This window comes from Lactobacillus sp. C449L (genome assembly GCF_059900815.1).
In genome coordinates, this window is sequence record NZ_JBWXGA010000002.1 from 50,809 (window position 1) to 63,300 (window position 12,492).

Below are 12,492 nucleotides of genomic sequence, written 5' to 3' on the forward strand. Positions count from 1 at the left end.
TTAAGCTAGCGCAGTTTTAGTTCTTTTTAAACAAAGAAATCGCAAGGAGCAACGCGATTATAATAACGCAAAAATGCTTTTTTGCTATCATTATCAACAGATATTTTATTGACTCCTGCATTTTGTATTTCACCAATAGTAGCAATCTTAGGACTTTCCAAAATATGCTGCACTAGGGAACGCGAAGCCGTACCATGGAAAACAAGCATAATTGATTCATCAACATGCTTATCCACAATCTCATACCAAAGGTTCATTAGTCGCTCGGCTAAATGCTTAAACGTTTCTCCGGTACAATAATCCGAATAGCTTTCGTTAAAATAGCCTAATTCGTCAAAAGCCTGTGGGTATTTTTGATGAATTTCGCTAGCAAGAGCACCATCCCAACTACCATAGTTTATTTCCTTCAAGCGATTATCGTAAATAATGTTGTGCTTTCCCTGATTTAAAATTTCTGCTGTCTGTTTTGCCCTAATCAGTGGACTTGCATATATGTAGTCTATTTTGTCAATATCAAAGCTATCACGTAAAGCTTCAACTTGCTTAGTTCCGGTTTCGTTTAATGGTAAGTTGGTTCCCGAACCATTGATGCCCATAGTTTTATTGGTATCAGTTTGGCCGTGACGTACTATATACACGTTTAGCATTTAGTTACACTCCTTCATTCTGGTTAAATTCAACTCTTTCATTATAATAAAAATTGGTATTTACCGCACCCCTAATTAAAAATAAGTTGAAATTAACGTAGAACCAGATAATTTGGTTTTGCTTGTTATTTTTGTGCAAGAATGGATCTTAACTCTTCTTCAGAAAACTGGTATTTGTTTCCGCAGAAGTTGCAAGTTAATTCGGCACCGTGATCCTCATTAATCATTTGCTCCAATTGATTGGTTTTCATTGTTGCCAGAATTTTACCATATTTTTCTTTAGAGCAATCGCACTTGAAGGCAACATTGTCTTTTTCTAATATCTTGCAGTCATCACCTAATATCATTTTCGCTAATTCTTCAGGGCTTGCTCCATCTAAGAACATGCTAGAAAGTGCTGGCAAGTGATTAATGCGCTCAATTGTCTGATCAATAAGGCTATCACTTGCACCAGGTAAAGCTTGCAGCATAAAACCACTTGCTGAACCAATTGTGTTATTAGGATTAACAAAAACAGAAAGTCCAACAGCAGAAGGAATTTGTTCCGATTTCGTTAAATAGTATGCAACATCTTCAGCAATTTCCCCAGAAACAATCGGTACTTGACCAGTATAAGGCTCCTTTAAACCCAAGTTTTTAGTTACCTCTAGCCACCCTTCACCAACAGCTTTTTTAACATTAATATGACCATCTTTTTTAGGCGACAAAGCAATGTGAGGATTTTTGACGTAGCCTTTAACGGTTAAATCTGCCATTGCTGTAACAATTGTGGGACCGACGGGACCATTACCTAATAAGCGAATTGTTAGTTCTTCCTTATCGGTTAATTCGGCACCTGCAAGTAAAACTCCAGCAATTAGCGTTCGACCCAAGACTGCTGAAGATGCAGACCAAGTATCGTGGCGAGTTTGCGCTTCTTGAACTAAATTTTTGGCATTAATGGTTAATAGACGTAAATTTTTAGTTTTATCAATAGCCTTAATCAAGTAATCGTTCATTTTATTCTCCTAAAAAAATAGAGCCTGATATAGGCCCTATTTGTTATTAATCTTGAGAATGATCATCATCAGAGTGATTATCATTAACATTTGATTCTGAATCGTTTGAAGTAGAGTCTTCAGAAGTTTTTTCACTTGGGAACTCAAGTTTTTCAGGGTTCTCAGGATTTCTTTCTTCTGTTTCCTTATTCTTTTCTAAAGGAGTTTCAGAACTTTCCGCTTCAGAAGCTTGTTTCTGTTGCTCATCTTTTGATTCTTCATCATTAGCAGCAACTGTTTTATGACTTTCTTTCTTTTCAGCAGCCGCTTTAGCTTCTTCATATGTTGAAGCCTTAGACTCACTAGGATATTCCTCAACTGTTTTTTCAGGCATTTTCCCGGTAGTATACAGCGACATAATCTGTTTTTCGTCTAAAGTCTCATACTTAAGTAAAGCTTCTGCAATGATGCGGTGTTTCTCGCGATTGTTCTCAACAATTTCAACCGCTTGCTTATGAGCTTCATCAAGTAATTGCTTTTCAGCTTCGTCAATCTTAGCAGCAGTTGCTTCACTGTATGGCTTAAAACCATAAGGGTTAGATTCGCCCTCTTTTTCAAGTTCAACCATACCCAGCGAGTCAGTCATACCGTAATTAACAACCATGCTGTGAGCAATTTGCGTTGCTTGCTCAAAGTCATTAGAGGCACCAGTTGATTGGTCACCAACAACAACTTCTTCACCAGCACGTCCACCCATTAAACCAACAATTTGTTCCATTAACTGCTTCTTAGTTAATAAAAATTGATCATCTTTTGGTAACATCAGATTGTAGCCACCCGTACGCCCGTGCGGTACAATTGTTACTTTGCGGACTGTACGTGAATCACTTAATACCAAACCACAGATAGAGTGACCAGCCTCGTGGAAGGCGACTCTTTGTCGTTCTTTCTTTGAAATCATGCTGTTGCGTTTAGCTGGACCAGCAATAACCCGGTCTTCCGCTTCATCTATATCGGCAGCAGTAATCTCGTTACCATTGCGACGGGCTGCAAGTAAGGCAGCTTCGTTTAAGAGGTTGGCTAAATCAGCACCAACAAACCCAGGTGTTTGCCGAGCAACTTCTTTTAAGTCAACATCATCAGCTAAAGTCATGTTCTTCGCATGTACTCGTAAAATAGCTTCACGCCCGCGAACATCAGGTGTACCAACTAACACTTTTCGGTCAAAACGGCCTGGACGAAGCAGAGCTGGATCCAAAACATCAGAACGGTTTGTTGCAGCAATTACAATTACACCTTCATTGCCTTCAAAACCATCCATTTCAACCAGCAATTGGTTTAATGTTTGTTCACGCTCATCGTTGCCGCCACCACTGGCATTGCTACCACGACGACGTCCAATAGCATCGATTTCATCGATAAAGATAATACTTGGTGCATCCTTTTTAGCGTTTGAGAACAAATCGCGCACGCGACTAGCTCCGACACCGACAAACATCTCAACAAAATCTGAACCAGAAATTGAAAAGAACGGTACATTAGCTTCACCAGCCACAGCACGCGCAAGTAAAGTTTTACCGGTACCCGGAGGACCTTCAAGTAAAACACCAGACGGAATTTTCGCACCCAGTTTGGTAAATTTCGCTGGATTCTTCAAGAATTCAACAACTTCAACCAATTCTTGTTTTTCTTCTTCCTCACCAGCAACATCAGAAAAACGAACTTTGTTCTTCTTTGGATCTTCTGGCTTAACACGAGAGCGGCCAAAATTCATAATACCGCCGTTGCCACCTCGGCCGCCACCGCTGCCGCCACTTTGACTAATCATCATCCAAAGCATGACGATAAAGAGAATAGTTGGAACAAGCATGACGATTGTCGAAATCCAGTTACCAGATTGCGACTCGCCTTGTGTGGTCATTTTCGTGCCACTTTTTTCAGCTAAATTTTGTACATTTGATACGCTTGAATCATTTTGAAGCATTGTTGTCGAAAAACGACTAACTTTTGCTCCGGATGTTCCGTTAAAGAAGTCAAAACTGTTTCTTGACTGTCCTTTGATTTTACGGGCTTTCTTATAGCTTCCTGAAACGGTATAAACACCATTGGAAGGCTGAACGTTAAAGTTCTTTACTTTTCCGCTGTCCAAGTCCTTCACAAATTCTGAATAGCTAATATTCTCACTGCCACCAGAATTATCACTTCCGCCAAGAGCCCAGTTGATTCCACCTAATAATAAAAGGAAAACAACTATATAGAACAAGCCGTTTGAAAACAGCCGATTCCGGTTATTTTTCATAAAAAACCTCCGCAAAGTTCCTATAGATATACGAATAAAAGTGTAACACAAATTTAGGTAGCGCTCTAATACTTTAAAATATCTTATTATTTATTGGCATATACGTAAAATCTTTTGGCATCTATACTAGACAACTGATTTTGATACACTTGGTCAACAAACACTACCTCTTGATCGGCATAAATGGTTAAACAATAAGGACGCAAGCTGTTGGGAATACTATTTTCAGCAAATTTCTTTTTGCTTTTAGCATGCTGCTGGTTCTTTAGTAGGAGCTTTTCTCCTTGACTAATAGATCCTGCACTTAAAACTGCTGTTGCAGAAGCATTAAATTCGCCAATTAGCTCAGCTTTTTTAAGTTTTTCCAAAGAAATAACAAATTGCCGTTTGCCAAAAGTAAATTCACATCCAGGTTTTATTGCCTTCTTATCATAAATGTCAGGTAATTTATTATTAATTAAGTAAAAATACTTTTGGTAATCAAGTAAGTGAAATTTGCCTAGATTCTCATTAACGCGGGTATGCCATTTGTGCCAAATGAAATATTGCCAATAAGCTGTTTTTTGTGTCGCTGTCAAGCTACATAAAGACTCTTTTTTAATACGATATGCTACCCCTAAAAAATCTTCTGGCTGCTGCAGTTGATCAAATTCTAGTTCGATTAGCGAGTTCATTTCGTTCAACTGCATACTAAAGCGTAGGGCACTTTGCTTAATTTGAGCATTTTCCTGCTTAAGTAAGGGCACAATATTATGTCTGATACGATTCCGAAGAACGTCATTCTCATTATTAGTTTCATCAATGATAAACGGAACTTGATGCTTTTGATCATAGGCCAATAAGTCGGCTTTTTCACTAGACAAAAATGGACGCAATAGCGTCCGGTTGTTCATCTTTCCAACTGCCTGCAAACTGTTCATTTCATTAGGATTACCAGAACGGATAAACTTCAGTAGAATATTTTCTAGTAAGTCGTCACTATGGTGGGCAGTTAGAAGATAATCACCATGATTTTCTTGCATCACTTTCGTCAACCACGTATACCGGTAATTACGAGCAGCTGCTTCAATTCCAGTTTGCGGATGCAAGTTCAAAGACCACTGTTTATTTTTTACTTCAATCTGTCTAAAGCGACAATACTGCTCAATTATCTTAATTTCTTGCCCAGAATCTGGGCGTAACAAGTGATCCAAATGAGCAGCAATCAATCGAAAATGATATTTATCTTTGATTGTATTTAGCATGTCCAAAAGAGCCATTGAATCCGGACCAGCACTTGTTGCAACCACTAAAGTTTTGTTTTTTAACGGCAAGTTATATTGACTAAAAAAATCATCAACTAGCATAATTTGTCATTTCTTGTTGCAATTTCTTAATTTCAGTTTGCGCATCGTTCATTGTTTTAGTTAAAGCAGGTAAAAAATCTTCTTTTTTAGTGTTCGAAAACTCGTTAGTTGGATCAATTAAAGTTGCATCATTTAAACGCATTTTTGATAAACCGATTTTACCTTTATTATTAATGATGACTACTCTAATACTATCACCTATTTGATATTTTCTTTGCTCACGAACCCAGTTGCTACCAAAGTCATTGTGATGAATCAGACCAGAAGCATGTTTGGGAAGTGTTACAAAAATGCCGAGATCGGTAACGTTATTAATTCGACCGGTAACACGCTGTCCTATTTGGAATTTCATTGATCGTTATTCTTATCCTCAGGAATATTATAAATAGTTTCATTTGGCTTAGAATACAAGAACTTAAACCGCACTAGCTTGGCCACATAATCGGGATCCTTCAAGTCATCGCGTTTAGCTTTCAGCTCAGTCTTTTGAGTGTTAATTTTATCAAGGGATTTTTTCGAAGTTTCGACTTGCTGATTGATTCGACCAGTTTGCGCATAAGTCCGAGCAATCTGTATGCCTAGAAAAACAAATAAAACCGCAAAAATAGCAATAATTCGATTTCGCCGAATCCGATGAACTTCTTTTTCTCGTTTTTCTTGCTTTCGCTGTAAACGCGCAATTCGCTCTTCCGGACTGAGCGAGTTATAAATACGTGGTCCTTTCATAATTTTATCCTCTATTAACTAAAAAATACTATTTTTATTATAACAATGGACTGTATAAAAGTCATTAAAGAAGAAAAAATTAATCAACTATTTCGTAAAGTTCACTGGCTTCTGCTTTTTTAGTGGTTTCTCGCAAATCGCAAACTTTAGCCTTGACCTGCTTTGTACCATAGCCTACTTCAATAACATCACCAATTTTAACATCGTAGCTCGACTTAACTACTTTATCATTTACCTTAATTCGACCTTGATCAGCCATTTCTTTGGCAACAGGTCTTCTTTTTACCAGACGCGAAATCTTTAAAAATTTATCAATTCTCATTTTTTACCTCAAAATTTATCTTTGAATAATATCACTTGCAGCAGTCATAAATGTGGTAAGTTCCTTAAAAAGCTGTCGGTTGGACATGTTTTTTGTAAGTTCTAGCAAAACAACCAAACGTTTATGCGGTGATAAACTAATTTTAGCTTTCAGCGCTACATGCTCCAGAGCTTTAAAAATGTTGGGACCTTCGAGCTCTCGGCTAGCTGCATTATCAAATTCAACTTTCACGCGTTGATCTATTTTAACAACACTCAGCGCTTGCGCCATGTCAGCTTCAGCTTTCAATGCAGAAATAGCTAGTAGATTTTCGACTGGTTCAGGATAATCACCAAATCGATCAATTAACTCATCTTGAATTTGCTCTATTTCTTTTGTGCCAGCAAGCTTGATTTTTTTGTAAAACTCAATCTTTTCTTCTTGATCACTAATATAGGTCTCCGGAATATAAGCTTCAAGTTTCAAATCAACTTCAGCGTTACTCTTTTTAACTTTCTTTTTACCCTTACGATTCTTAATGGCATCTGACAGCATCTGAGAATATAGGTCATAGCCGACACTATCGATAAAGCCATGCTGCTGAGAACCAAGCATGTTTCCGGCACCACGAATTGCTAGATCCCGCATTGCGATTTTAAAACCCGAACCTAGTTCAGTAAAATCACGAATAGCATCAAGCCGCTTTTCTCCTACCTCGGTTAGAACTTTATTCGGCTGATACAAAAAGTAAGCGTAAGCCAAACGAGCACTACGACCTATACGACCACGCAATTGATAGAGTTGACTTAGACCGTAGTGATCCGCATCTTCGATGATCATGGTGTTTACATTTGGCATATCAATACCTGTTTCAATAATTGTGGTCGTTACCAGAATGTCAAATTCACGATCTAAAAAACGGTAAAGAATATCTTCCATTTGATTTTTATTCATACGGCCATGAACACTGGCAATCCGTGCATTCGGTAGTAAATCTTCTAATTGCGTTACCACCTCATCGATATCATCAATGCGATTATGAAGGTAAAAAACTTGGCCTCCACGCTGAATTTCACGTTGACAAGCGTCCCTAATTACACTTGGAATTTGTTCCATTACATATGTCTGAATTGGATAACGGTTGGATGGCGGCGTTTCAATTACTGATAAGTCGCGCACTCCAACCATCGACATATGCAAAGTTCGTGGGATAGGCGTCGCAGTTAAGGTTAAAACATCAACATTAGCTTTTAATTCTTTTAGACGTTCCTTGTGCTTTACACCAAAACGCTGTTCTTCATCAATTATCAGTAATCCCAGGTCTTTGAACTGCACATCTTTTGACAATAGCCGGTGAGTTCCAACAACCAAGTCAATTTGGCCATCTTTGATACCTTCGGTGATTTTCTTAGCTTCAGCCGGAGTTTGAAAACGTGACAAAACCGCATAATTAACCGGAAAATTCTTAAATCGGTCTTGAATTGTTTCATAGTGCTGTTGGGCCAAAATTGTTGTTGGCACTAGAAATGCTACCTGTTTGTTGTCTTGAATTGCCTTAAAGGCTGCTCGCAAAGCTACTTCTGTTTTACCAAAGCCAACATCCCCAACGACTAAGCGATCCATTGGCTTTGCTTGCTCCATATCATGTTTAATTTCATTTATTGTTCGCAGCTGATCAGGCGTTTCAATATAGGGAAAAGCATCTTCAAATTCGCTTTGTAAGCTGTCATCTTTAGAAAATGCAAAACCTTTTTCAGATTCACGCTTAGCATATAAATCAATTAAATCGTCAGCGATGTCTTCAACTTTTGACTGCACCCGGCTCTTAGTTTTGGCCCATTCGCTACCGCCTAATTTATTAATATGCGGTGTTTTACCTTCCGAAGCAACATATTTTTGAACCAACTTTAATTGATCGGCAGGAACAAATAGCTGATCACCATGCTGATAGGTAATTGTAATGTAGTCGCGTTTAACCCCATCATTTTCCAGAGTTTTAATACCTTCAAAACGGCCAATCCCGTGATTGACGTGAACAACGTAGTCACCTGGCTTCAATTCAGTGTAACTACGCAATCTTTGAGCATTTTCTAGGGTCTTAATGCGACGATGATGATGCGTTGTTTTATTAAATAATTCGTGTTCAGTTAAATAAACCAAATTATTATTTGGAAGGGTAAAACCATTAGTAAAGCTGCCGACAATAATTTGCGTCTGCTGTTCAACTAGCTTATCACTTTTTACCACCGGAATATTCATGCCAAATTCAGTCATCGTTTGGCTAATCTGGTGTGCCCGTTTTTCATTATCAGCTTGCAAAACCACGGTCTGCTTTTTTTTCTGATATGAATCAATTTCTGCTTTAACCAGTGGCATTTGACTAAAAAACTGTTGCGGTTCCCGAGTTTGCCAATCAAATAACTGACCTAAATGAACTCGCCCAATACTACGTTGAAACAGCGAAAAGTAAATATGTTTGTGATGATCATTTGCCCAAACCCGCTGAAAGTCAGCGCGCAACTTTTGCCCAGGTAAAACAGCTCCAGTTTTTAATTCATCATCAATAAAACCAGCATTTTGTTGATCAACCGTTTTTACCGCTTGATCAATTAATGGCCAGTCATCGAGCATGACTAACCCGTCTTCGCTCATATATTCAAGCAGACTACTAGGCTGCTCGATTAGAAAATCTACCAAAAAAGGATAGTTTTGCGGCAAAATGTTTTCTTTTAGTTCTTCCAAAGCCGGCGCAAAATGATCTTTTACCGCTTCTTCAGGCGCAGGAGCATCTTTCATTGCTTTTGTTATTGCTTTACTAGCCCGCTGAAAATCTGCCTGGTCAAAAACACGATCTTGGGCAGCAACAATTGTCACTTGGTCGATTTGTTTTTTACTGCGTTGAGTCGATAAATCAAACTCCTTGATTGTATCAACTTCATCACCAAATAACTCAATTCGCACGGGATTTTCACGGTCTAGTGGATAAATGTCTAAAATATCTCCGCGCAACGCAAATTCGCCTGGCTTTGCTACCAAGTTTTCGCGACGGTAACCCGCTTGTACTAGCCAGTTAGTCAAAGCAGTTAATTCAAATTCTTCTCCCGGGGTAAATAAACGACAGGTATTAGCATACTTTTTAGGGTCCGATAGTTGGTATTGCAAACCTTGAGGCGTAGTAACAACGATGCCCTTTTGACCACTTTGCAAGAAATTCAATGCTTGAATCCGATTGCTTAGTTCATCTGGCGAACTAACAGCTGTTTGTGTAGCAATCGTGGCATCAAGCGGAAAAATCTGCACACTTTCAGCAGGCATCACAGCAGTCAATTCACTATATAGTTTTTGCGCCTTGTTTTCATTTTCTTCAATCAAAAGCAAAGGTCGCTCAAGCTTAGCTACGATTTGACACAAAAGCAGACTAAAAGCACCGGCAGTGGCGCCCGTGATTAATGAGTTATTAACTTGTACCGTTTTTTGAATAAAATCGGTTAGTTCTTGGTCTTTTTCAATTAGATCTGTTAAACGCATTTTAATTGTATTTGTTCATCAAAAATTGACTACCTTTATCGGCAATAAAGTCATCAATTACCTGACAACTAGTATCAAAGGCAGCTGTCATTAGTTCCTTTTGTTCAGCATTGAAGGGCGACAAAACCCATGAAATTACGCTGGCTTCCGTTACATTATCAGGATGCTTGATTCCAATTTTCAGCCGATTAAAGTTACTTGAACCAAGATCACGGATAATGCTCTTAATACCATTATGACCGCCTGACTTCCCATTTGCACGAATGCGGATTTTACCAAGTGGCAAATCCATATCGTCTTGAATAATCAAAATATCTTTGGGTTCAATTTTGAAAAAATGAGCAAACTGCGCAACTGAACGCCCAGAATCATTCATATATGTTTGTGGCTCAAGTAAAATTACATCTTGGTCTTTGATTCTTTGCTTAGTGTATTTGCCTTCAAATTTTTCGCGTTCAAGTTCCAGCGCATTTTCTGTTAAATAGTGATCTATTGCCATAAAGCCAGTATTATGCTTTGTATTATCATATTTTTTCCCTGGATTACCTAAACCAGCAATTATCTTCATCAAAATTCCCCTTACTTTTAATCGTATTAATGATAGCATAACTTAGCGCAACTAAAACTATTACACTTTGATTTCATAGATTAAAAAGCTTTTTAATTTTGGGCGCTCGTGCTAAACTCTATATGTTCATCGTTTTATTTTTAATATTTATTTAATCATTATATTCATTATGATATAATTAATTGAATTATTTATACAAACGGAGGCATTCTAATGCTTATTAAATCTTCGGTTATTAAAAAAGATTATCTAACAACAGTTAGTGAACACGCCACGCTTGAAGAAGCACTTAAAATTCTAGAAGATTCTGGCTTTCGGTGTGTGCCAATTTTAGACGACACTGGCACGATTTTCCGTGGCAACATCTATAAAATGCATATCTATCGCCACAAATCTCAAGGCAAAGATATGGACTTACCTGTTACTTACTTGCTAAAAAATGCTACTAAAACCATCAAAGTTGATGCGCCATTTTTTAAAGTTTTCTTCACTATTAAGGATTTACCTTATATTTCGGTGCTGGATGAAGAAGGAAAATTTTACGGTATTTTAACTCACTCCCGTCTGCTTGATATGCTTTCGGATGCTTGGAATGTTAAAACTGGTTCTTATGTTTTAACTGTTTTAACTGACAATTCACGTGGCAACTTAGTCAAGATGGCAAAGGTAATTAGTAAATACTCTGATCTTGCTGGAGTAATGAGTCTTGATGCCGCGGCGGCTGAAGTTAACCACAACTTTGTGCGTCGCATTTTGTTCACCTTACCTGCTGGTGTAACTGATGACACAATGAGAACAATTGTTAAAAAGCTTGAAGCCAAGGGATACGTAGTTGCCGAAATCGAAGATTTGCAAGCTGGTATGACAATTATGAGTGATGAAAATCCTGGTGTCTTTGTTACCGATGTTAATGACGACTAATTAATAAAAGATAATACTAAAAAGCACTGCATTAACTTGCAGTGCTTTTTATTCTCCGTTATAAATTCGTGGCAAACGATCGTCTAGTAAACAAGCTACTTCGTAATGGATTGAATCAACATAATCTGCGGCAGCCTTAATATTATTTGGTGCTTTGGGGTCTTTCGAAATAAGAACAACTTTTGTTCCAACCGGCAAGTCATATGGTAAACGTACCATTAATTGATCCATGCATATGCGACCGACAATTGGACAATATACATCACCAACTTGAACTTTGAAACCCTGGAATTTGCGAATAAAACCATCAGCATATCCGACCGGTACGGTACCAATAAGCTGATCACTATCGGCAATATATGTTGTTCCGTATCCAACACCTTGACCTTTGTGAATTGTGTGAACCTGGACCAATTCGCTTTCAAATGATAAAGCCGGTTGCAGTTTAATTTTAACTGGTAAGTCGGAAGTTGCAGGATTAGATGATGGATTTAGCCCATAAATCCCTATACCAAAGCGAACTAAGTCACTATGCACCTTTTTATTAAAAACACTAGCCGCAGTATTATCAACATGAATCCACTTAGGCTTGAGCTTAAGCAAGCTTTTAATGTGTTCAAAACGTTTTACCTGGTCTAAAAAGTAGGCATCATCACTACTATCAGCTGAGGCAAAATGAGTGAACATCCCCTCGATATCAAAATGAGTATTAGCAAGCAAAAAGTCGTTAGCCGCTACAAATTCAGCGTCTTCTGAGAAACCAATTCTCCCCATTCCTGAATCTATCGCCAAATGAATCTTTAAGCGCAAATTCGTTTTTGCCATTTCTTGATTTGCTGCTTTTAGCCATGCTAAATCAGGAACTGTTAGGGAAATGTTGTTTTCGGCCGCCAGCGGAGCATACACAGCTGGCGTAACGCCTAATACTAAAACTGGTAAAGTAATTCCAGCTTGACGTAGTTCCAAAGCCTCGTCTAAAATAGCTACGCAAAAACCGCTAACGCCAGCTTTGACAGCTGTTTGCGCTACTTTAACAGCACCGTGACCATATGCATTGGCTTTTACAACTGCAAATAATTTTTGCCCCGGTTCAAGATGACTAATTTCTTGTTCAATGTTTTGCTTAATTGCACTTAAGTCCACATGAACAGCTGCCGGTCGATGTATTCCAGGAACCAT

The 12,492-nt window shown here is 38.2% G+C and carries 11 protein-coding genes; 1 reads left to right on the forward strand and 10 read right to left on the reverse strand.

Features of this window, described 5'->3' with window-relative positions; all coding sequences use genetic code 11:
* Positions 1-26 precede the first annotated feature (26 nt).
* From AC2JF9_RS03685 to pth, 9 genes are all read right to left on the reverse strand, one after another.
* Positions 27-647 (reverse strand): histidine phosphatase family protein, encoded by a 621-nt coding sequence (locus AC2JF9_RS03685; RefSeq protein ID WP_500725447.1) that lies wholly within the window; start codon positions 645-647, stop codon positions 27-29.
* 125 nt (positions 648-772) lie between these two features.
* On the reverse strand, positions 773-1,645 hold the full coding sequence (hslO, locus tag AC2JF9_RS03690; RefSeq protein ID WP_500725448.1) for an Hsp33 family molecular chaperone HslO: 873 nt from the start codon (positions 1,643-1,645) through the stop codon (positions 773-775).
* 46 nt (positions 1,646-1,691) lie between these two features.
* Positions 1,692-3,923: an ATP-dependent zinc metalloprotease FtsH gene (ftsH, locus tag AC2JF9_RS03695; RefSeq protein WP_500725449.1), complete on the reverse strand. Its 2,232-nt coding sequence runs from the start codon at positions 3,921-3,923 to the stop codon at positions 1,692-1,694.
* Positions 3,924-4,009: 86 nt separating this feature from the next.
* Entirely contained in the window at positions 4,010-5,269 is a 1,260-nt protein-coding gene (tilS, locus tag AC2JF9_RS03700) for a tRNA lysidine(34) synthetase TilS (RefSeq protein WP_500725450.1), read from the reverse strand.
* Positions 5,259-5,621 carry a S1 RNA-binding domain-containing protein gene (locus AC2JF9_RS03705; protein ID WP_500725451.1) on the reverse strand — a complete coding sequence of 121 codons (363 nt, stop codon included), beginning with the start codon at positions 5,619-5,621 and terminating at the stop codon, positions 5,259-5,261. Before AC2JF9_RS03705 ends, tilS begins: the two co-directional genes overlap by 11 nt.
* The gene (locus AC2JF9_RS03710) at positions 5,618-5,998 is read right to left on the reverse strand and encodes an FtsB family cell division protein (protein WP_500725820.1); all 381 of its coding nucleotides are present in this window, start codon (positions 5,996-5,998) and stop codon (positions 5,618-5,620) included. Before AC2JF9_RS03710 ends, AC2JF9_RS03705 begins: the two co-directional genes overlap by 4 nt.
* Positions 5,999-6,074: 76 nt before the next feature.
* Entirely contained in the window at positions 6,075-6,317 is a 243-nt protein-coding gene (locus tag AC2JF9_RS03715) for an RNA-binding S4 domain-containing protein (protein WP_500725452.1), read from the reverse strand.
* 15 nt (positions 6,318-6,332) lie between these two features.
* Complete coding sequence (gene mfd, locus AC2JF9_RS03720) at positions 6,333-9,824, reverse strand: transcription-repair coupling factor (protein WP_500725453.1); 3,492 nt, start codon at positions 9,822-9,824, stop codon at positions 6,333-6,335.
* Between the two features lies 1 nt (position 9,825).
* A complete protein-coding gene (gene pth / locus AC2JF9_RS03725) occupies positions 9,826-10,392 on the reverse strand; it encodes an aminoacyl-tRNA hydrolase (RefSeq protein ID WP_500725454.1) in 567 nt (188 codons plus the stop codon).
* Between the two features lie 213 nt (positions 10,393-10,605).
* Between pth and cbpA the strand changes: the two genes are divergently transcribed.
* Positions 10,606-11,313, forward strand: a complete 708-nt coding sequence (cbpA, locus tag AC2JF9_RS03730) for a cyclic di-AMP binding protein CbpA (RefSeq protein WP_500725455.1) — start codon at positions 10,606-10,608, stop codon at positions 11,311-11,313.
* A 48-nt stretch (positions 11,314-11,361) separates the two neighbouring features.
* Here the strand turns inward: cbpA and alr are convergent, their stop codons facing one another.
* Entirely contained in the window at positions 11,362-12,492 is a 1,131-nt protein-coding gene (gene alr, locus AC2JF9_RS03735) for an alanine racemase (RefSeq protein ID WP_500725456.1), read from the reverse strand.